This window comes from Actinospineispora acaciae DSM 45401, assembly GCF_000620785.1.
GTDB lineage: Bacteria > Actinomycetota > Actinomycetes > Mycobacteriales > Pseudonocardiaceae > Pseudonocardia > Pseudonocardia acaciae.
The window spans coordinates 38,900-59,215 of record NZ_JIAI01000014.1 but is presented as its reverse complement, the minus strand read 5'-3'; the positions used below and the strand labels follow the sequence as shown (position 1 = coordinate 59,215).

The 20,316-nt window shown below is 72.5% G+C and carries 23 protein-coding genes; 6 read left to right on the top strand and 17 right to left on the bottom strand.

Translation table 11 applies throughout. From position 1 onward, the window contains the following. Window positions 1-56 precede the first annotated feature (56 nt). Window positions 57-1,226 carry a sensor histidine kinase gene (locus N912_RS0139355; protein ID WP_028926749.1) on the top strand — a complete coding sequence of 390 codons (1,170 nt, stop codon included), beginning with the start codon at window positions 57-59 and terminating at the stop codon, window positions 1,224-1,226. After that, window positions 1,223-1,885, top strand: a complete 663-nt coding sequence (locus tag N912_RS0139350) for a response regulator transcription factor (RefSeq protein WP_281176350.1) — start codon at window positions 1,223-1,225, stop codon at window positions 1,883-1,885. The genes N912_RS0139355 and N912_RS0139350 overlap by 4 nt, the downstream gene beginning before the upstream one ends. A 129-nt stretch (window positions 1,886-2,014) precedes the next feature. On the opposite strand, the gene N912_RS0139345 is transcribed toward N912_RS0139350, so the two are convergent. The 9 genes from N912_RS0139345 to N912_RS0139305 all read right to left on the bottom strand — a co-directional run bounded on the left by N912_RS0139345 (window position 2,015) and on the right by N912_RS0139305 (window position 8,773). Further along, entirely contained in the window at window positions 2,015-3,397 is a 1,383-nt protein-coding gene (locus tag N912_RS0139345) for a cystathionine beta-synthase (protein ID WP_028926747.1), read from the bottom strand. Window positions 3,398-3,422: 25 nt separating this feature from the next. Beyond that, entirely contained in the window at window positions 3,423-3,773 is a 351-nt protein-coding gene (locus N912_RS0139340) for a YciI family protein (RefSeq protein ID WP_028926746.1), read from the bottom strand. 80 nt (window positions 3,774-3,853) lie between these two features. Then, entirely contained in the window at window positions 3,854-4,309 is a 456-nt protein-coding gene (locus N912_RS0139335; protein ID WP_028926745.1) for a pyridoxamine 5'-phosphate oxidase family protein, read from the bottom strand. 31 nt (window positions 4,310-4,340) lie between these two features. Then, a complete protein-coding gene (locus tag N912_RS0139330) occupies window positions 4,341-5,411 on the bottom strand; it encodes an S-adenosylmethionine:tRNA ribosyltransferase-isomerase (RefSeq protein ID WP_028926744.1) in 1,071 nt (356 codons plus the stop codon). Continuing rightward, complete coding sequence (locus tag N912_RS0139325; RefSeq protein ID WP_028926743.1) at window positions 5,408-6,091, bottom strand: SDR family oxidoreductase; 684 nt, start codon at window positions 6,089-6,091, stop codon at window positions 5,408-5,410. The genes N912_RS0139330 and N912_RS0139325 overlap by 4 nt, the downstream gene beginning before the upstream one ends. A gap of 91 nt (window positions 6,092-6,182) precedes the next feature. Then, entirely contained in the window at window positions 6,183-6,650 is a 468-nt protein-coding gene (locus N912_RS0139320) for an SRPBCC family protein (RefSeq protein ID WP_028926742.1), read from the bottom strand. Next, on the bottom strand, window positions 6,647-6,979 hold the full coding sequence (locus N912_RS0139315) for an ArsR/SmtB family transcription factor (protein WP_028926741.1): 333 nt from the start codon (window positions 6,977-6,979) through the stop codon (window positions 6,647-6,649). The genes N912_RS0139320 and N912_RS0139315 overlap by 4 nt, the downstream gene beginning before the upstream one ends. A 49-nt stretch (window positions 6,980-7,028) precedes the next feature. After that, window positions 7,029-7,649, bottom strand: coding sequence for a response regulator (locus N912_RS0139310; RefSeq protein WP_028926740.1), 621 nt, complete (start codon window positions 7,647-7,649; stop codon window positions 7,029-7,031). Continuing rightward, window positions 7,646-8,773: a GAF domain-containing sensor histidine kinase gene (locus N912_RS0139305; protein ID WP_169748040.1), complete on the bottom strand. Its 1,128-nt coding sequence runs from the start codon at window positions 8,771-8,773 to the stop codon at window positions 7,646-7,648. The genes N912_RS0139310 and N912_RS0139305 overlap by 4 nt, the downstream gene beginning before the upstream one ends. Before the next feature lie 90 nt (window positions 8,774-8,863). On the opposite strand from N912_RS0139305, the gene N912_RS0139300 reads away from it, so the two are divergent. Then, on the top strand, window positions 8,864-9,478 hold the full coding sequence (locus N912_RS0139300; protein WP_028926738.1) for a hypothetical protein: 615 nt from the start codon (window positions 8,864-8,866) through the stop codon (window positions 9,476-9,478). Here the strand turns inward: N912_RS0139300 and trhA are convergent. After that, window positions 9,464-10,111, bottom strand: coding sequence for a PAQR family membrane homeostasis protein TrhA (gene trhA, locus N912_RS0139295; protein WP_028926737.1), 648 nt, complete (start codon window positions 10,109-10,111; stop codon window positions 9,464-9,466). The two genes, N912_RS0139300 and trhA, sit on opposite strands and share 15 nt — an antisense overlap. Window positions 10,112-10,283: 172 nt before the next feature. Here trhA and N912_RS0139290 point away from each other — a divergent pair, with 172 nt between their 5' ends. Further along, on the top strand, window positions 10,284-11,045 hold the full coding sequence (locus N912_RS0139290; protein WP_028926736.1) for an isoprenyl transferase: 762 nt from the start codon (window positions 10,284-10,286) through the stop codon (window positions 11,043-11,045). Window positions 11,046-11,120: 75 nt separating this feature from the next. Here N912_RS0139290 and N912_RS0139285 read toward each other — a convergent pair whose 3' ends face one another. From N912_RS0139285 to N912_RS0139265, 5 genes are all read right to left on the bottom strand, one after another. After that, entirely contained in the window at window positions 11,121-11,375 is a 255-nt protein-coding gene (locus tag N912_RS0139285) for a hypothetical protein (protein WP_156994309.1), read from the bottom strand. 272 nt (window positions 11,376-11,647) lie between these two features. After that, window positions 11,648-11,935, bottom strand: coding sequence for a hypothetical protein (locus N912_RS57475; protein WP_245645756.1), 288 nt, complete (start codon window positions 11,933-11,935; stop codon window positions 11,648-11,650). Between the two features lie 257 nt (window positions 11,936-12,192). Beyond that, window positions 12,193-12,453 (bottom strand): hypothetical protein, encoded by a 261-nt coding sequence (locus tag N912_RS57470; protein WP_156994308.1) that lies wholly within the window; start codon window positions 12,451-12,453, stop codon window positions 12,193-12,195. A 300-nt stretch (window positions 12,454-12,753) separates the two neighbouring features. Then, window positions 12,754-13,005 carry a hypothetical protein gene (locus tag N912_RS57465; protein WP_037068951.1) on the bottom strand — a complete coding sequence of 84 codons (252 nt, stop codon included), beginning with the start codon at window positions 13,003-13,005 and terminating at the stop codon, window positions 12,754-12,756. 318 nt (window positions 13,006-13,323) lie between these two features. After that, window positions 13,324-13,647 carry a hypothetical protein gene (locus tag N912_RS0139265; protein WP_156994307.1) on the bottom strand — a complete coding sequence of 108 codons (324 nt, stop codon included), beginning with the start codon at window positions 13,645-13,647 and terminating at the stop codon, window positions 13,324-13,326. A 363-nt stretch (window positions 13,648-14,010) separates the two neighbouring features. Here N912_RS0139265 and N912_RS57460 point away from each other — a divergent pair, with 363 nt between their 5' ends. Next, window positions 14,011-15,252, top strand: coding sequence for a hypothetical protein (locus N912_RS57460; protein ID WP_051581428.1), 1,242 nt, complete (start codon window positions 14,011-14,013; stop codon window positions 15,250-15,252). Window positions 15,253-15,643: 391 nt separating this feature from the next. Beyond that, window positions 15,644-16,996: an RNA 5'-3' helicase PhoH2 gene (gene phoH2 / locus N912_RS0139250; RefSeq protein ID WP_051581460.1), complete on the top strand. Its 1,353-nt coding sequence runs from the start codon at window positions 15,644-15,646 to the stop codon at window positions 16,994-16,996. 45 nt (window positions 16,997-17,041) lie between these two features. Here phoH2 and N912_RS0139245 read toward each other — a convergent pair whose 3' ends face one another. Next, window positions 17,042-18,490: a GuaB1 family IMP dehydrogenase-related protein gene (locus N912_RS0139245; RefSeq protein ID WP_028926730.1), complete on the bottom strand. Its 1,449-nt coding sequence runs from the start codon at window positions 18,488-18,490 to the stop codon at window positions 17,042-17,044. Window positions 18,491-18,525: 35 nt separating this feature from the next. After that, window positions 18,526-20,037 (bottom strand): ATP-dependent DNA ligase, encoded by a 1,512-nt coding sequence (locus tag N912_RS0139240; protein WP_028926729.1) that lies wholly within the window; start codon window positions 20,035-20,037, stop codon window positions 18,526-18,528. Window positions 20,038-20,316 lie beyond the last annotated feature (279 nt).

Sequence of the window (20,316 nt, the reverse complement as noted above, 5' to 3'; positions counted from 1 at the left end):
GCGGTCGGGGGTGGGTCCGCCTGTGCCGATACGAGTGGATCGACGATGATGGCCCGGTGGGTACGGAGGTGGGTGAGGCGCTGCGGCCGTGGCAGCAGGCGTGGCGTTTGCTGGCCGCCGCGGTGATCGGCGTGCTCATCTGGATGGTTCCGGCCAGCCAGTTGCCGGCCTCGGCGGGCCCGATAGGCGAGTGGCTGCTGATCGGCGACCCGCTCGTCGCCATCGGATGCCTGGTGGCGGTGGCCTGGCGGCGACGCTACCCGCTGACCGTGGCCACGGCGGTGACGATCGCCTCGACCGCGTCCAGCGTCGCGAGCGGTCCCGCACTGCTGGCGCTGGGCTCGCTGGCCACCCGCCGCCGCCCGGTGCACACCGCGCTGGTGGCGGTGATGTCCGTGGTGACCGGGGTGATGACCAACCGGCTCTACCCTCACCGCGACGGGCCGGACCCGCTCTGGTTCGCCTGCGTCAGCGCCGCGCTGGTCGTCGGCATCGTGGTGGCGGTGGGCGTCGCGGTCGGGGCGCGGCGGGAGGAGCTGCGGTCGCTTCGGCAGCGGGCCCGGATCGCGGAACGGGAGCAGGCGGCGCGCGCCACCGAGGCCCGGATCCTGGAACGGCACCGGATCGCCCGCGAGATGCACGACGTCCTCGCGCACCGGGTGTCGCGGGTCGCGATGCAGGCCGGGGTGTTGGGGCACCGCGACGACCTTCCGCCGGACCAGGTGGCGGTGCTGGCGCGGGGCATCGCGGACGGGTCGCACCGGGCGCTGGAGGAGCTGCGCGACGTGCTCGGCGTGCTGCGGGCGAGCCCGGACGGCCGCGAGCCGCCGCAGCCGTCGCTGGCCGGCATCGCGGAGCTCGCCGCCGACGCGCGGGCACACGGGACGGACGTGACGTACACGGCCGCCGCGACCGGGGAGCCGCCCGAGGTCGTCGCCCGGACGGCCTACCGGATCGTCCAGGAAGGGCTGACCAACGCGGGTAAGCACGCGCCGGGTGGGCGGGTGCGGGTCACCGTCTCGGGGGCCGCCGGGGACGGCCTGCGGGTCACGGTCGCGGACTCCGGTCCGGCGGCGGGTGTCGCCGGGCCGCCGGTCGCGTCCGGGTACGGCCTGCTCGGGCTGGCCGAACGGGTCTCGCTGGCGGGCGGGGAGATCAGCCACGGCCCGGCGCCCGGGGGTGGGTTCGTGCTCGACGCGGAGCTGCCGTGGGAGGGCGGCGGGTGAGCGTGCGGATCGTGATCGTCGACGACGACCAGCTGGTGCGGATGGCCCTGCGGCTCATCATGGAGGGTGAGCCCGGCTTGGAGGTCGTCGGCGAGGGGGTCGACGGGGACAGCGCGATCGCCGTGGTGCGCGAGCGGCTGCCCGACGTCGTGCTGATGGACGTCCGCATGCCGGGGCGTGACGGGCTGAGCGCGACGGAGGAGATCCTGAGGTTGCCCCGGCCGCCGGGCGTCCTGGTGCTCACCACGTTCGACTCCGACGAGATGGTGCTCGGCGCCCTGCGCGCCGGCGCGCTCGGGTTCGTGCTCAAGGACAGCCCGCCGCCCGATCTCGTCGCCGCCGTCCGTTCCGTGGCCGCCGGCAACCCGGCGCTGTCCCCGGCCGCCACGTCGCGGGTGATCGCCGCGGCCACCGGGCCCGGGTCCTCCGCCGCGCGCGAGGCATCCCGGGAGAGCGCGCGCGGTCGCCTCGCCGTGCTCACCGAGCGCGAGCTGGACACCGCGCGGGCCATCGCCGAGGGGCTGTCCAACGCCGAGATCGCCCAGCGGCTGCACGTCAGCGTCGCCACCGTGAAGGCGCACACCAGCAGCCTGTTCACCAAGCTCACGGTCGGCAACCGGGTCCAGATCGCGCTGCTGGTCCGCGACGCCGAGGGATGACCGCCCTGACAGAATCCGCGACTCACCCTGACAGCGACACGCGCTCGCTCGCAAGCTCGCTCGCTGGTGGTCGGTCGCTGCGCTCCCTCTGAATCCCCGACTCGCGGGCGGTTTTTGGGCGCGGAGGGGTTACGGGGTGGAGAGGTGGGTGAGGAGGTCTTGGCGGGTGATGACGCCGGCGGGTTTGCCGTCTACCAGGACCAGGGCGCCGTCGGCGTGGGCTAGGGCGTCGATGGCGGTGGTGACGGGCTCGCCGGCGCCGATGGTGGGGAGGGGCGCGGACATGTGGTGCTCGACGCGGTCGGCCAGTTTGGCGCGGCCGGTGAAGAGGGCGTCCAGGAGCTCGCGTTCGTTGACGGCGCCGACCACCTCGGCGGCCATCACGGGGGGTTCGGCCGAGACGATCGGGATCTGGGAGACGCCGAACTCGCGCAGGTAGCCGGCCACGTCGGCGACCGTCTCGTTCGGGTGGCCGTGCACCAGGTCGGGCAGGGTGCCGTCCTTGCGGCGCAGCACGTCGCCGACGGTGGCCTCGCTGGAGTCCGGCGAGAGGAAGCCGTAGGTGGACATCCACGCGTCGTTGAACACCTTCGCCAGGTAGCCCCGGCCGCCGTCCGGCAGCAGGACCACGACCACGGCGTCCTCGGCCTCGGGTCCGGACAGGCCGGCGGCCACCCGCAGCGCGGCCACCGCCGCCATCCCGCACGAGCCGCCGACCAGCAGCGCCTCCTCGCGGGCCAGCCGCCGCGTCATCTCGAACGAGTCCGCGTCGCGCACCGCCAGGATCTCGTCGCAGATGTCCCGGTCGTAGGTGGTCGGCCAGAAGTCCTCGCCGACGCCCTCCACCAGGTACGGACGGCCGGTGCCGCCGGAGTACACCGAGCCCTCCGGGTCCGCGCCGATCACCTGGACCCGCCCGCCGGAGACCTCCTTGAGGTAGCGCCCGGTGCCGCTGATCGTGCCGCCGGTCCCGATGCCGGCGACGAAGTGCGTGATCTTCCCGGCGGTCTGCTCCCAGATCTCCGGGCCGGTGCCCAGGTAGTGGCTCCGCGGGTTCTGTGGGTTGGCGTACTGGTCGGGCTTCCAGGCGCCGGGCAGCTCGCGGGCGAGCCGGTCCGAGGTGGAGTAGTAGGAGTCGGGGTGCTCCGGCGCGACCGCGGTCGGGCACACCACCACCTCGGCGCCGTAGGCCCGCAGCACGTTGCGCTTGTCCTCGCTGACCTTGTCCGGGCAGACGAACACGCACCGGTAGCCGCGCCGCTGCGCGAGCATGGCCAGGCCGATGCCGGTGTTGCCCGAGGTCGGCTCGACGATGGTGCCGCCGGGCCGCAGCTCGCCGCTCGCCTCGGCCGCCTCGATCATTCGCAGCGCGATGCGGTCCTTGACGCTGCCACCTGGGTTGAAGTACTCGACCTTGGCCAGCACCGGCGGGGTCAGCCCCTCGGCGACCCGGTTGAGCCTGATCAGCGGGGTGTTGCCCACCAGATCCATGACGTGTTCGGCGAACTGCATGGATTCATCGTCGCACCCCGGCCGCTCAGGGCTGCTCGAACACCTGGATCGGGCGCACCTCGACCTTGCCCCGCCGCGCGCCGGGGATGCGGGCCGCCCAGTCCAGCGCGGTGTCCAGATCGGGCACGTCGAGCAGGTAGTAGCCGCCGAGCACCTCGCTGGTCTCGGTGAACGGGCCGTCGGTGACGATCCGTTCGTCGCCGCGCACCGCGATGGTGGTCGCGGCGTCGACGCCCTTCAGCGCCTTGCTGTCCACCATGACCCCAGCCTCACTCACCTCCTTCTCGTAGGCCCAGTACTCGCCGATCTCCTGGTCGATCTCGGCCTCGGTCCGCCGCTCGCCGTTGGGTACGTAGATCAACAGCAGGTACTGCATGTCGCGCTCCTCGGTGGTCGTCCGGTCGTCATGACGTCATGAATGACGAACGAGCGGCCCCCGAATCGACACCCGGGGCCTCACGTGCGGGTGATGCGCCGCAGCCCGCTGTCCGGCCGCCACACCTCGATGACCAGGTGATCCGCCGGCTCGCCGACCCGGATCCGTACCACCTCCTCGATGTCCACCCGAAACTCCTGGCCGGGGGTCTCGCCGGTCAGCTCCCGGGTGTAGACGGCCCGGCCGGCGATCTTGGCGTCGCCCTGCCAGCTCGATGGGGCGTCCTCCGGGGGGTCGACCGACGGGCTGTGCAGCGCCAGCCTGGGGTCGCGCACGAGGTCGGCGCCCTTGCGAGCGCCCGGCATCGAGCCGAAGGTCAGCTCGCCGCCCGCGAACTCCGCCTCGATGCCGCTGATCCTCGGCGCCCCGTCGGCCCGGAGCGTCGCGATCGTCTTGTGCTTGCCCTTGTCGAAGATCGCCCGCACGCCGGCCGCGAACTCCGGCGCCGATGCCTGTACATCCGCCCAGCTCACCATGTGCCCAGCGTGCCCGACGCCCCCGACAGTTTCAGCGCGGCAGGATCAGGTGCAGGTCGCCGAACTCGTGCCAGCGGTAGCCGTGCGCCAGCGCCTCGGCGTAGGACTCGGCCAGCAGCGCCCTGCCGGCGATCGCCTCCAGCATGAGCAGGTGCGAGGCCGCCGGCTCGTGCCACCCGGTGAGCAGGCCGTCCACCGTCGGTGCCCCGCGCGCCGGGGTGATCACCAGGTCGGTCCAGCCGGACGCGGCGCGCCCGCCCGCCGACTCCAGCGCGCGCACCACCGTGGTGCCGACCGCGACCACCCGGCCCCCCTCGGCCCGGGTGGCCGCGACCGCCTCGGCGGTGGACGCCGGGACCTCGAACCACTCCGGGTGCGGGCCGTCGCCGGGGTCCAGCGAGGACACCCCGGTGTGCAGCACCAGCCCGGCCACCCGCACCCCGCGCCCGGCCAGCCGGCGCAGTACCCGAGGGGTGAGCGCCCGGCCGGCGCTGGGCATCTCGGCGCTGCCCGGGGTGTCCGCGTACGGCGTGCGGTACGCCGAGAGCGGCCAGCGCGCCGAGACGTACCGGTAGCGGATCGGGTCGCCGTGCTCGGTGAGCCAGGCCAGCAGCGGCGCGGGCGTGCGCAGCTCGGCCGACCACAGCCGCCGGCTCGCGGTCGGGGCCAGCACGTCCAGCGCGCCGCCGCCGGCCAGCCGGATCCGGGCGCCGGTGCGGTCGGCCTGGGACGGCTCGCCGCCGAGCGGCCCGGCCGGCCAGCGCGGCCCGGTGCGGACCTCGACGACCCAGCGCGACGCGGTGGCCCGCAGCGCGGCCGGATAGCGGTAGTCGCCGCCCGGCTCCAGCGTGGACAGGTGCGCCTCGACGCGTTCGCCGTCGGCGGTGACGCCGGTCAGCGCGGCGGGCAGGGTGTCCGACGTGTTGACCACCAGCAGGTCGCCGGCCCGCAGCGCGCCGGCCAGGGTGGCCGCCGTGCGGTGCCGGAGCCCGTCCGGGCCGGCGACCAGCAGCCGCACCCCGTCCCTGGCCAGCCCGCGCGCCTCGGCCGGGGCGGTGGCCAGCGCGCCGTCGGGCAGGGTCGACGGGAGCGCGGCGGTCACGTGCCGGCCTCGGCGAGCAGGTCGCGCGCGGCGTACCGGCCGGATGGCAGCCCGCCGTCGATGAGCCGGCGCAGCGCGGGCACCGCCGTCTCCGGCTCCGGCCGGTCGCTGATGTCCTCGCCGGGGTAGGCCGCCGCATGCATCCGGGTGCGCAGGTCGCCGGGGTCCACCGAGTACGCCCGCAACCCGGGCTCCTCCGCCGCGAGCACTCGAACCAGCTGCTCCAGCGCGGCCTTGCTCGCGCCGTACCCGCCCCACCCGGGGTAGCCCTCGACGGCGGCGTCGCTGCTGATCGCCAGCACCGCCCCGGCCGCCGCCCGCAGCGCCGGCAGCGCGAGCTGGACCAGGCGCAACGGCGCGACGGTGTTCGTCTCCAGCACCGCGCGCAGCTCGTCGAGCCGGTACTCGGCCAGCGGCGGCAGCGGCGCCTGGCCGAGCGAGGAGGCGTTGAGCACCAGCAGGTCGAGCCGGTCACCGGCGGCGGCGACCAGCTCGACCCGATGGTCCTCGGAGGTGACGTCGCCGGGGATGTCCGTGGCGCGCGGCCAGGGCGCGGCGGCGTCGTACAGCTCGGTGGCGGTGCGGGCGTCCACGACGAGACGCCATCCGCCGGCGGACAGGTCGGACGCGAGCGCCCTGCCGAGCCCGGTGGACGCTCCGGTGATGATCGCGGTTGGCATGCCTCCACGCTGCGCTCCGACCGCGTCACCGCCCTCGGCCGCGAGCCCGGACCCGGTGCGACCTTCGTCCTAGGACCGCTCGGCGCGGACGTCAGCCGGCCGCGAGCAGGGTGTCGAGGGCGGCGTAGCTGGCGTTGAGGCCGTGCTCCATGCCGGAGTGGAGCATGCCGTCGCGCTCCTCGTCGGTGTGGAACAGGCTCTCCACCGTCACCTTGGTGCGGCCGTCGCCGAGGTCGGTGAACGTCGCCGTCTCGACGCAGACGTGGCCGGGCATGCCGTCCCACTCGAACGTCTGGACCAGCCGCTCGATGGGGGCGATCTCCCGGAACCGGCCCTCGAATCCGTGCGTTCCCGCGGCGTCCTCTTCGGAGTGCTCGACGAACCGCCAGTGGCCGCCGCGCTCGAACTCCCAGCGCTCGATCACCAGCTTGTTGCCCCGGCCCCACCACTGGGCCAGCTGCTCGGGCACGGTGTGCGCGTCCCACACCCGCTCCCGGGAGGCGTTGAACACCCGCTCGGTGCGGATGGTGCGGTCGGACGGGGTGGTGATCGTGGTCATCGGTCGTTCTCCGTTCGGTCGAGGAACTCTTCGAGGCGGTCCATGCGGGCGGCGAGGTCGCGCTGGTAGCCGCGGATCCACGCGACCTCGCGTTCGAGCGCGTTGGCGCCGAGCCGGCAGTAGCGGACCCTGCCGCGCTTCTCCGTGACGACCATGCCGGCGTCCTCGAGCAGACCGATGTGCTTCTTCATGCCGGTCAAGGTCATCTCGAAGCGCTCGGCCAGCTCGGTCACCGACGCGACACCCCGCGCGAGCCGCTCCAGGATGCCCCGTCGGGTGGGGTCCGCGAGCGCCGCGAACGAGGCGTCGAGGCCGTAACGCTGAACCATGTGGTTCAGTATTGCGCCGGTCGCGTCCCGTTGTCAAGGACGTGTCGAGCTAGCCGAGGCCGTCGCGGATGGCCAGCAGGGCGGCCTGGGTGCGGTCGGCCACGCCGAGCTTGGCGAGCACGGCGCTGACGTGCGTCTTGACGGTCTTCTCGGACAGCACCAGCTCGCGGGCGATCTGCCGGTTGGACAGCCCGCGCGCGATCAGCCGCAGCACCTCGCGCTCGCGCGGGGTGAGCGGGTCGTCGGTGGTGACCGAGCGCATCACGGTGGCGGCCACCGTCGGGTGCAGCGGCGACCCGCCGGCGTGCACCGCGCGCAGCGCGTCGGCCAGCTCGCGCGGCCCGACGTCCTTGAGCAGGTAGCCGTCCACCCCGGCGCGCACCACCGGGAGCACCTGGTCCTGGCCGGAGAACGAGGTCAGCACGACGATCTTGACGTCCGGGTGCGCCGCGCGCAGCGCCCGGGCCGTGTCCAGCCCGCTCATCCCGGGCAGCACCAGGTCCAGCAGCACGATGTCCGGCGCGGCCGAGGCGACCAGGGCCAGCGCCCGCTCGCCGCTGCCCGCCTCGCCGACCACCGCCATGTCGGCCTGCAGCTCCAGGAAGGTGCGCAGGCCCACCCTGACCAGCTCGTGGTCGTCCACCAGCAGCACGCGGATCACGCGCGTCATGGCAACGGCACCTCCAGCGTCACGGTGGTGCCGGCCCCGGGCGCGGTGTCGATGTCCAGCGTCCCGCCCAGCGCCTCGGCGCGCTCGCGCATGCTGGCCAGCCCCAGCCGCCGCGACGTGCGCAGGGTGGCGGCCAGGTCGAACCCGGCGCCGTCGTCGGACACGGTGAGCCGCGCGGTCGGGCCGGTCGCCTCGAGGCGGACGGTCACGCGGGCCGCGTCCCCGGCGTGGCGCAGCGCGTTGCCCACCGCCTCGTTCGTGATCTTCAGAAGCTCCCGGCCGAGCGCCTCGCCGACCGGGCGGGTGGCCCTGGCGTGCAGCGCGATCGGCACCCCGTGCACCGCGCGCAGCAGGTCGATCCGGGTGCGCAGCGCGCTGGCCAGCCCGTCGCGCCCGAGGTCGGCCGGGCGCAGCGTGTCCACCAGCTCGCGCAGCTCGTCCAGCCCGAGCTGGGCCAGCTCGCGGACCCGGTCCAGCTGTGCGCGCAGCTCCCCGGCTCCGTCCGGCGGGGCCAGCGCGGACGCCGACTCGGCCGCGAGGCTCAGGCTGAACAGCGTCTGGGTCACCGAGTCGTGCAGCTCACGGGCGATCCGGGTGCGCTCGGACACGATGGACAGCTCGCGCAGCCGCTCCAGCCGCTGCGCGGTGACCACCGCCAGCGCGGCGTGCCCGGCCAGCGCCTCCACCACGTGCAGGTCGGCGTCGGAGAACTCGGCGCCGCCGGCCGGGTTGGCCAGGAAGACCTCGGCCACCACGTCGCCGCCGGCCATGATCGGCACCGCCAGGAACGCCCCCATGTCCGGGTGCGCGCCGGGCCAGCCCCGGAACCGGGGGTCGGCGCGCACGTCGGCCAGCCGCAGCGCGTTCGGGTCGCACAGCACCACGCCGAGCAGGCCGTGCGTGCGGGGCAGCGCGCCGATCCGCGACCAGGTGGCCGAGTCGATGCCGGAGGTGAGGAACCGCTCGAACCCGCCGGCCCCGTCCGGCACCCCGATCGCCGCGTAGCCCGCGCCGGTCAGCTCGCGCGCCGCGTCCACCACCCGCCGCAGCACCGGCTCCACCCGGCGTTCCGCGCCGAGCCGCAGCACCACGTCGAGCAACTGATGCAACGTGCCCGTCCCCATGCGGCTCATGCTCCCGGAATTTCTGGCAAGTTGTGGATGCATGCGTGTAATACTGTAAGCATCGAACGTGAGACAGGGGAGTTGACGATGATGGTGGGACGCACGCACCGGGGATGGCCCGGCCGAGGCCCGGGACGCGGTCACGGGCGCGGCGGGTGGCAGCAGGCCGACCTGCCGTCCGCCGAGGACGCCGCGGCCTGGCTGGGCGGCCGGTTGCCGGACGGCTGGTTCACCGCCGCCCCCGAGGTCAGGGTGGACCGGGAGGAGATCCTGGTGATCGGCGAGCTGCCGGCGCTGACCGAGGAGTTCGCCGACGACGACGCCGGGCGCGCCAACCGGGCCGCGGCGATCTCCGGCCGGATCTCGCGGTTCCGCGAGCAGACCCGCGACGAGCGCATCGATATCGCGCGCCAGGCCGAGCACAAGTATCGCCGCAAGGTGGCCTGGGGAGCCCGGCTTGGGGGGACGGAGGAGCTGTTCACCACGCTGTCCGTGCCGGTGATGACCCGGCTGCGCCAGCCGGAGCGGATCGTGCTGGACACGCTGGTGGACGCGGGCGTGGCCCGGTCCCGCTCGGACGCGCTGGCCTGGGCGGTGCGGCTGGTCGGCCAGCACACCGAGGACTGGCTGTCCGAGCTGCGCGACGCGATGGCCAAGGTGGACGAGCTGCGCGGGCGGGGCCCCGACGGGTCAGGAACTGACTAGCACGAACCAGATGGCGACGTAGTGGCAGAGCGCGGCGAGCACGGTGGCCGCGTGGAAGAACTCGTGGAAGCCGAACGTCTCCGGCCAGGGGTTCGGGCGACGGATGGCGTAGCAGACCGCGCCGATGGTGTAGAGCAGGCCGCCGGCGAGCAGCAGGATCAGCGCGGTCGCCCCGGCCTGGCGCCACAGGTCGGGCAGCACGAACAGGGCGACGTAACCGAGCGCGAGGTAGAACGGCACGCCGACCCAGCGCGGCGCGCGCGGCCAGACCAGCTGCAGCGCCACACCCCCCAGCGCGCCGCCCCACACCACCGCGAGCACCACCACCCTGGTGTTCGAGCCCAGCGCCATGGCGGCCACCGGGGTGTAGGTGCCGGCGATGAACAGGAAGATCATCGAGTGGTCCAGGCGGCGCATCCAGGAGCGGGAGCGCTCCGAGCGCCACGGCCAGCGGTGGTAGAGCGAGCTGATGCCGAACAGGCCGAGCACGGTGGCCACGTAGACGGCGGTGGCCGCCACCGCGAGGCCCGAGCTGGTGATCGCCGCGGTGGTGACCAGGGTGGCTCCGGCCGCCATGGACGCGATGAATGACGCCTGGTGCAGGCGGCCGCGCAGCCGGGGCTTGGGCGGCATCGTCGAGAGTGCGTCGGCGGTGGTCGTCCCGCTGCTCACCCCTGAGATGGTAGGCCACGGCGGCGGGGTGTTCAGGACATTAGGACGGACTCGTGGTGACGGACACAGGTGCCGGCGGAGGGTGAGCGCGCGGGGGGTCGTTGCCACCGGCGTACTCTTCTCGTCCGTGGGCGTGCGCAACCTGCTGTATTCCGCATATGAACGGAAGCTGCGACGGCAGCTTGCGACGGCGCAGCGGCCCCGGCACGTCGGCGTCATCCTGGACGGCAACCGGCGCTGGGCCCGCGACGCCGGGCTGCTGGACGTCAACGACGGCCACCGCGCCGGCGCGTCCCGGATCACCGACCTGCTCGGCTGGTGCCGGGAGGCGGGCGTCGAGCTGGTCACGCTGTGGCTGCTGTCCACCGACAACCTGACCCGGCCGGACAACGAACTGCGCCCGCTGCTGGACATCATCGTCGGCGTCGTCGACGAGCTGAGCTCGCCGGGCCGGCCGTGGCGGGTGCGGGTGGTGGGCGCGCTGGACCTGCTGCCCACCGAGGCGGCGAGCAAGCTCAGCGGCGCGGCCGCGCGCACCGCCCAGCGCACCGGCATGCAGGTCAACATCGCGGTCGGCTACGGCGGGCGCCGCGAGATCGCCGACGCGGTGCGCAAGCTGCTGCTGCGCCACGCCGAGAGCGGCACCTCGATCGAGGAGCTGGCCGAGGTGCTGGACGTGGACCACATCGCCGAGCACCTCTACACCTCGGGCCAGCCGGACCCGGACCTGGTGATCAGGACCTCCGGCGAGCAGCGGCTGTCCGGGTTCCTGCTGTGGCAGTCGGCGCACTCGGAGTTCTGGTTCTGCGAGGCGTACTGGCCGGAGTTCCGCCGGGTGGACTTCCTGCGCGCGCTGCGCGACTACGGCATCCGGCACCGCCGCTTCGGCTCCTGACGCTCACCACGCTCCTCACGACATGCGAAAGGCGCCGGACCCAGGTGGTCCGACGCCCTTCGGTGCGGTGAGTGCTCAGTTCTCCGAGCTGTTGCTCTGCTCGCAGTCGCCGCTGTTGACCTGCTCGTTGCTCGCCTTGGCGCCGGGGCCGCCGGCGTAGGCACCGCTGCCGCCGCCGTGGTTGTTGCACGCCTGGATCGGCAGCTGAAGCGTCGTACCGTTGATGTTGACGTCGCCATGCTGGTCGGTGTCGCTCGCGAACGCCAGGGGGCTCACGGCGAGCAGACCGGCGGCGGCCGCCGCCACCACGATTCCAGCCTTTTTCAGCACGGTTGTTCTCCTGTTCGATCGGCGGCACCGTTGCCGCCCGGGGGTCGCGCCGGTAGTTGGTGGGGAGCCCTTACCGACGGGTAACGAGAGTACCGAACCCACTCGAGAATTCAACAGCCCTTAGCTTGATAACGAAAACTACTCAGTGCATTTCCGTCGGGAGTTATGCCCACTTTCGGGTGACCGACCCGCACCGGCCGTGTGACCGGCCCTAACAGACGAGAAGGGCGCCGGACCCGAGGTCCGACGCCCTTCTCAGGCAGTACTCAAGCTCAGTTCTCGGAGCTGTTGTTCTGCTCGCAGTCACCGCTGTTGACCTGCTTGTTCTCGGCCTTGCCGCCGATCCCAAACGCACCGTCGACGACGCCGACGTGGTTGCTGCAGGCCTGGGCGGGCGCCTGCACGGTGGTGCCGTTGACGTTGACGTGCCCGTCCTGCTCGGTGTCCGCGAAAGCGAGAGGGCTCACGGCCAGCAGACCAGCGGCGGTAGCCGCGACCACGATTCCAGCCTTCTTCAGCACAGTATTTCTCTCCTGTTGATCGATCGGCGGCAACTGCACCCGCCCGGGGGTCGTGCCAGTGGCATTTGGTTGGGGAGCCCTCACTGGCACTGATAAGTGTAACGGATCTTCTCAGGGGCTCAACATCCCCCACGCACTTTTACGAGGTTGCGCTGTGTATCGGCCTCGCGAGTTACGGTCACGTTCGAGTGAATGAGGCAGCTATCTTGTATAGCGAACGGCTGATGGGTGCCCTACACGCGCCGGAGGGGCGCCGGACAGCGGTCCGACGCCCCTCCGGGAGCGGTGCGGCGAGCTCAGTTCTTGGAGCTGTTCTCCTGCTTGCAGTCGCCGCTGTTTTCCTGCTCGTTGCTCGCCTCGGACTTAAGGCCGAGGGCGAATGCGCCATCGATGATCCCGACGTGGTTGTCGCAGGCCTGCGTCGGGTGCTGGCGGGTGTTGTTGTTGGAGTTCCAGTAGCCACCACTCTGGTCCGTGTCGCTCGCGAACGCGAGAGGACTCACGGCCAGCAGGCCGGCGGCGGCTGCCGCCACCACGATCCCAGCCTTTTTCAGCACGGTTGTTCTCCTGTTCGATCGACGGCACCGTTGCCGCCCGGGGGTCACCAGTGGCGTTCAGGTGGGGAGCCCTCACTGGCAGGTTTGAGTGTAACGAACCCTCTCAGGAATTCAACAGGTGCAAGTCCTTTTTACGAGGTTGCCGTGCGTATCGAGGGCGCGAGTTACGGCCACTTTCGGGTGAATAAGGTAGCTGAATTTCGGTCGAGCACGATCCTGGCCGGTCAGCCGCCCGTGACCGGACATGCAAGAAGGGCGCCGGACCGAGGTCCGACGCCCTTCTTGGCGGAAACGCTAAGCTCAGTCGTTCTCGGAGCTGTTGTCCTGCGAGCAGTCGCCGCTGTTGACCTGCTTGTTCTTGGCCGAGCCCAGGATGCCAAACGCGCCATCGACGATGCCGATGTGGTTGCCACAGGCCTGGATCGGCACCTGCACGGTCGTGTCATTGACGTTGACCAGGCCGTGCTGCTCGGTGTCCGCGAAAGCGAGAGGGCTCACGGCGAGCAGACCGGCAGCGGCAGCCGCCACCACGATTCCAGCCTTCTTCAGCACAGTTACTCTCCTGTTCCATTGGCGGCATCGTTCCGACGCTCGCCCCGTGGTTCGTCAGCGGTTGTTTGGGGAGCCCTCGCTGACAGGTCCAATATACCCGGTCTTCTCAGGGATCCAAAATTTGGGGCCGGAATTGGCACCCCAAGCAATCCACCAAAAGTTACGGCCACTTTCGGGTGAATCGGAAGATCGGCCCTGAGACATGCAGAAGCCCGGTGACGCACCGACAAAGGTGCATCACCGGGCTCCGGTCGAGCATTGCCCGCAGGGAAGTACGCCCGAGTGCTCGGGCGCGCCTCCCCGCAGGTCAACGACATGTCAGTCGTTGACCTGCTTGTTCTCGGCCTTGCCCAGGATGCCGAAGGCACCGTCGAGGATGCCGACGTGGTTACCGCAAGCCTGGATCGGAACCTGAGCGGTGGTGTTGTTCAGGTTGACGAGCCCGCTCTGCTTGGTGTCGCCGTTCTCCGAGCTGTTGTCCTGCTCGCAGTCGGCCTTCTTGGCGTGGTGGTGGCTCTTGCCGCCGTCGCCATCGTGGCCGCCATCGCTGTCGCCGTCGTAGTCGCCAGCGAAGGCCAGCGGGCTCACGGCGAGCAGACCGGCCGCGGCAGCAGCCACTACGATTCCAGCCTTCTTCAGCACAGTGTCATCTCCTGGATCGAGTCAACCAACGCCTGTGACGGCGTCGGCCCCCTTCTCACGACGTCAGCGATGGATGCTTGGGGAGCCCGCGCTGACTGGGACGAAACTACTGCCGAGATCGTCCCCGGCAAAACCACGTACCACTATCGTGTGACTTGACGCGTTTTGCCGAGGTTATGCCTCCGATCGGGTGACTTTTCAGAGCTCCGTCACCACTCATTTGCCGACGGAGCGTAGCACAGGGTAGTTGGTTCGTACCCGGATGGGGCAGCTACCCGCGGGTACCGCCCACATGGCGGCAGGCGGCGGAGAACGGCGAGAGACGCCGCGGTTGACGGGCCGGCCGAGTAGCATCCCGCGCCCGTGAAGGCCGGAGCGGTGGCGCGCGAGTACGTACTGCTCGGGCTGCGGTGCGGCCGGGTGCTGCCGGGCCTCGTCGACGCGTTCAGCGGCGACCCCTCGTGGCGCTCGGCGGTGGCGTCCGGGCCGCTGCCGGCCCCTGGTGAGCTGGCGGAACGGGCCGCTCGGCTGCGTGGCGAGGTGGCATCGGCGGGGTTGCCGGCGCGCCGGGCGGACTTCCTGGACCGCCAGCTCGCGGCGCTGGAGTGCGCGATGCGGCGGCTGGTCGGGCCGGCCCCGCCGTTCCGCACGGAGCTGCGCGCGTACTTCGACACCGAGGTCGAGTGGGGCGAACCGGACGACTACCGGGCCGCGCACGCCGAGCTGGCCGGGCTGCTGCCCGGCGGCGGGCCGCTGGCGGCGCGGATGGCGGCGTACCGCAAGCGGGAGGAGCTGCCCCGCGCGCTGCTCGGACCGGCGGTGCAGGCGTTGTCCGGCGCGCTGCGTGCGCTGACCGGTCGGACGGTGGAGCTGCCGGCCGGCGAGACCGTGTACTACGAGCTCGCTGGCGACCGGCCGTGGAGCGGCTTCAACCACTACCTCGGCGGCTACCGGTCCAAGGTGGTGGTCAACGCGGACATGGCGCGGCGGGCGTCGACGCTGCCGCACCTGGTGGCGCACGAGGCGTACCCCGGCCATCACACCGAGCGGTGCCGCCGCGAGCTGGTCCAGGTGCGCGGCGCGGGCTGGCCGGAGCACGGCCTGTTCCTGGTGAACACCCCGGAGTGCCTGGTCTCCGAGGGGCTCGCCGAGCTGGGCCTGGCCGCCGCCGTCGGCCCGGGGTGGGGGCGGTGGGCGCAGGGCGTGCTCGCCGAGCTGGGCATCCGGATGGACGGCGAGCTGGCCGAGCGGGTGGAGCTGGCGGCGGCCCGGCTGATGCCGGCGCGCCAGGACGCCGCGCTGATGCTGCACGAATCGGGCGCGGACCCGGACGAGGTGGTGGCCTACCTGCGGCGGTGGCTGCTGGTGAGCGAGGCGCGGGCGGTGCAGATGCTGCGGTTCATGCGCCATCCGCTGTGGCGGGCGTACACCACCACCTACGTCGAGGGGCACCGGCTGGTGGGGCGCTGGCTCGCGGCGGCGGCGCCCGGCGAGCCGGTGCTGGCCAGGTACGCGACGTTGCTGGACGGGGCACTCACCCCGTCCGCCGTGCGCGCGGCGCTGGCCATACCTGCCGGTGGTGACACCGACGTTAACGCTGGGTAGTTCTTGTCGATCTTTAAACGTCGTGCGGTTGACCTGGTGCGGCAAGCGGTAACTCGACCCGGTTGTTGCTCGTCACAGATCACGGAATGTGCCCGCGTTTTGTTGACCAGACCCCGTCCGGCGCCGGTAGCGTGCACCTTGGCGGGCCGTATCCGATGCGGGCCGCCCGGGAGGCCCAGATCGTGGCTGTCACTAGCACGGGGGGCCGGCACCCGGCCCTCGCGGCCGTGGTGAGGGGCGTTCGGTAACAGCGCCGACGTCCCGAGGCCACGTCCGGTCGGGGCCAGCCGGCCCACCACCAGTGCGGGTGCGGTGCCGTACCCGCGAGGGAGTAGCCGTGACCGCACGACGTCCCGCCTCCAGCTCCGCCCCGACCGCCGCCGCCAACGGCGTGACCGGGTCAGCAACCACCACACCGGCGGCCGGCCCCGGCCGCCGCTGCTACGTCCTGGACACCTCGGTGCTGCTGTCCGACCCCTGGGCGGTCACCAGGTTCGATGAACACGACGTGGTCCTGCCGCTGGTGGTCGTCTCCGAGTTGGAGGGCAAACGGCATCACCCGGAGCTCGGCTGGTTCGCCAGGGAGGCGCTGCGCCTGCTGGACGACCTGCGGGTCAAGCACGGACGGTTGGACACGCCGGTGCCGGTGGGCGACGGCGGCGGCACCGTGCGGGTGGAGCTGAACCACACCGACCCCGAGGTGCTCCCCGCCGGGTTTCGGACGGACACCAACGACAGCCGCATCCTGGCCTGCGCGCTGAACCTCTCCTCGGAGCGCGACGGCTCCGGCGTCACGCTGGTCACCAAGGACATGCCACTGCGGGTCAAGGCGGCCGCCGTGGGGCTGGTCGCCGACGAGTACCGCGCCCAGGACGTCGTTCCCTCCGGCTGGACCGGGCTGGCCGACGTCGAGGTGACCTGCTCGGACGCGGTGGACGCGCTGTTCAGGGACGGTTCGCTGGATCCGGCGGGGACGGAGCTGGAGTGGGTGCGCGAGCTGCCCTGCCACACCGGGCTGCGGCTGCTCGGCGCCGGCACCGCCGCGCTGGGCAGGGTCGCGCCGGACAAGCGGATCAAGCTGGTGCGCGGCGACCGGGAGGCGTTCGGGCTGCACGGGCGCTCGGCCGAGCAGCGGATCGCGCTGGACCTGCTGCTCGACCCGGACGTGGGCATCGTCTCGCTGGGCGGGCGGGCCGGCACCGGCAAGTCCGCGCTCGCGCTGTGCGCCGGGCTGGAGGCGGTGCTGGAGCGCCAGCAGCACCGGCGGGTGGTGGTGTTCCGCCCGGTGTACGCCGTCGGCGGGCAGGAGCTGGGCTACCTGCCCGGCAACGAGAGCGAGAAGATGGCGCCCTGGGCGCAGGCGGTGTTCGACACGCTCGGCGCGCTGGTCAGCTCCGAGGTGGTGGACGAGGTGCTGTCCCGGGGCATGCTCGAGGTGCTGCCGCTGACCCACATCAGGGGCCGCTCGCTGCACGACGCGTTCGTGATCGTGGACGAGGCGCAGTCGCTGGAGCGCAACGTGCTGCTCACCGTGCTGTCGCGGCTGGGTTCGGGCTCGCGGGTGGTGCTCACGCATGACGTGGCGCAGCGGGACAACCTGCGGGTCGGACGGCACGACGGGGTGGCCGCCGTGATCGAAAAGCTCAAGGGACACCCGCTGTTCGCGCACGTCACGCTGGCCCGGTCGGAGCGCTCGGCGATCGCGGCGTTGGTGACGGAGATGTTGGAAGGGGACGTCGCGTAGGTGCTACCCGTGAGTGGCTAGGGCCGTCATAGCGGCCCTAGCCACTCACGGCTTGGGGGTGCCTTCGGCGAAGCCGGACGCGGACTGGATGCCGAGGACGGCCTGGGCGTGCAGTTGTTCGAGGGTGGCGGCGCCCGCGTAGGTGCAGGCCGAGCGGACGCCGGAGCAGATCTCGTCCAGCAGGTCCTCGACGCCGGGGCGGACCGGGTCGAGCAGCATCTTGCCGCTGGAGATGCCCTCTTCGAACAGCTCCCGGCGGGCTCGTTCGAAGGCGTCCTCGCCCCGGCTTCGGGCGATCACGGCGCGCTTGGACGCCATGCCGAAGGACTCCTTGTACGGGCGGCCGGTCTCGTCGCGGAGTAGGTCGCCCGGGGACTCGTAGCTGCCGGCGAACCACGAGCCGATCATGACCGCGGACGCCCCGGCGGCCAGCGCCAGCGCCACGTCCCTGGGGTGGCGGACGCCGCCGTCGGCCCAGACGTGCCGGCCCAGCTCGCGGGCGGCGGCCGCGCACTCGGCCACGGCGGAGAACTGCGGGCGGCCCACGCCGGTCATCATCCGCGTGGTGCACATCGCGCCAGGGCCGACGCCGACCTTGACGATGTCCGCGCCCGCCGTCACCAGGTCCCGCACGCCCTCGGCGGTGACCACGTTGCCGGCCACGACCGGGACCTCGTGGTGGCCGTGACCGTCCACGGCGGCGCGCACGGCGGCCAGCGCGGCGAGCATCTTCTCCTGGTGGCCGTGCGCGGTGTCCACCACCAGCACGTCGACCTCGGCGTCCAGCAGCGCCTTCGCCTTGGCGGCCACGTCGCCGTTCACCCCGAGCGCGGCGGCCACCCGCAGCCGGCTCCGGTCGTCGAGCGCCGGGCGGTAGATGTCCGCGCGCAGCGCCCCGAGCCGGGTGAGGATGCCGGCCAGGCGTCCCTGGTCGTCCAGCCCGAGGGCGACGTGCTCGGGGCGGTGCGCCAGCGCGTCGAACACGTCCTTGGGGGCGGTGGCCAGCGGGAGGGTGACGGGGTCCGGGGTGAGCACGTCGGCGAGCCTGGTGAACCTGTCCACGCCGGCGCAGGCCGCCTCGTCCACGGTGCCCAGCGGCCGGCCGTGCTCGTCGACCACCACGACGGCGTCGTGCGCGCGCTTAGGCAGCAGGTTGATCGCGTCCGCCACGGCCTGGTCGGCGGTGAGGACCAGCGGGGTGTCCCAGACCGGGTGGCGGGACTTGACCCAGGCCACGATGTCCGCGACGGCCTCCGGGGCGACGTCCTGGGGGAGCGCGGTGAGGGCACCCCGGCGGGCCAGCGTCTCGGCCATCCGGCGGCCGGCCACCGCCGTCATGTTGGCCGCGACCACCGGGATCTGGGCGCCGGTGCCGTCAGCGGTGGCGAGGTCGACGTCGAACCTGGAGGCCACCGAGGAGCGGCGGGGGACGAGGAAGACGTCGTCGTAGGTCAGGTCGCGGGAGTGGGCGTCGTGCCCGGGTAGGAAGCGCACAGGATCTACAGGGTACGCCTGAGAAAAATCCCGACTCACCCTGACGAAAATCCCGACTCGCGGAGTTTTCGGACGGTGTCGATGGTGTCGGCGTCGGCGGGGGTCTTGTCGGGGCGGTAGCGCTGGACGCGGGCGAAGCGGAGGGCTACTCCGCCGGGGTAGCGGGTGCTGGTTTGGACTCCGTCCAGTTCGATCTCGACCACGAACTTTGGGGGGAGGTGGACTACGTGGCCGTCGGTGTGTTGGGCGTGTTCGGAGAACGTTTTGGTTTGCCAGTCGAGGAGGTCGTCGGTCATGCCTTTGAAGGTCTTGCCGACCATGATGGGCGGGCCGCCGTCGGGGTCGCGGGCGCCGAGGTGGATGTTGGAGAGCTTGCCGGTGCGGCGGCCGTAGCCCCATTCGACGGCGAGGACCACCAGGTCCAGGGTGTGGGCGGGCTTGACCTTCTGCCACGAGCGGCCACGGCGACCCGCGGCGTAGGGGGCGTCCAGGGACTTGACCATGACGCCTTCGTGGCCGTCGGCGAGGGCCTTGTCGAGCAGGGCGGCGGCGTCGGGCTCGGACGGCTCCATGAGGCCGGGCATTCGGAGTGGGGCTGCGACCTTGTCCAGGGCGGTCAGGCGCTCGTGCAGGGGGGCGTCCAGGAGGTCGACGCCGTCGAGGTGCAGGCAGTCGAAGAAGCGCGGCCGCTGCACGCCGGCGCTGGTGTTGCTCATGGACTCCTGGAACGGGCGGGGGCGGCCGTCGTCGGTGAGCGCCAGCGACTCGCCGTCCAGCACCACCGAGCGGCAGGGCAGCTCGCGGGCCAGCGCCACCAGCTCGGGCACCCGGGCGGTGACGTCGCGCAGGGTGCGGGTGAACACGGCGATCTCGTCGCCATCGCGGTGCACCTGGATGCGCGCGCCGTCCAGCTTGTACTCGACGGTGACGCGCCCGCCCAGCTCGGCGAGGGCGGCGTCCAGGGAGTCCGCCGGCGAGGCCAGCATCGGCCGGACGCCCCGGCCCACCTCCAGCCGGAACGCGGCCACCGCGTCCGCCCCGCCGGCCAGCGCGGCCCCGGCCGTCACGCCCAGGTCGCCGGACAGCATCAGCCCGCGCCTGACCAGCTCGGAGGGCACCTCGGAGGCCGCCGCCACCGCCTCGGTGAGCACGCCTTCCAGCGCGCCCTGCCGCAGCTCGCCGGTGAGCAGCCGGAACAGGAAGCGCTGCTCGTCCTCGGTGGCCGCGCCCCACAGCTCGGCGAGCAGCTCGGAGCGGCGGCGCGCCGAGCCGGCCCCGGTGTTGGCGGCGAGCGCGGACAGCGCGGCGTCCACCCGCTCGACGGCCAGCGTTGGGGCCGGCGCCGGCGTGACGTCCAGGGCGGCGAGGGTCCGCCAGCCGGTGCCGATGCGGCCCTGCCGGGGCTCGCCGGACAGCCAGGCCACGGCGGGCGCGACCTCGGCGTTGTCCAGCGCGCGGAGCAACCCGGCCAGCGCGGCGACCTTGGCCTTGCGCGACCGGGTGGCTCCCACGGCGGCGGACACCGCCACGACCTCGGCGAACAACACGCCCTCGATTATGACCTCGGGTCGGGCAGGCCGGCGGCGAGCACGCCGATGCCGATCGAGGACAGCACCTGCACCGAGGAGACGATCACCAGCGCGTACAACATGTCCACCGAGCTGAGCGCGGCGAACAGGCCCCGCCGACGAGCAGACCGCCGGGACGCTGCACCGGTTCCTGGGCTAGTCGGAGTCGAAGAGCTTCATCGGAGACGATCGACTGATGGTGTCAGCGCGCCGCCGGATCGCCTCCGCTGAGCGCTGACGCCGCCAGCGGGCGCCGCG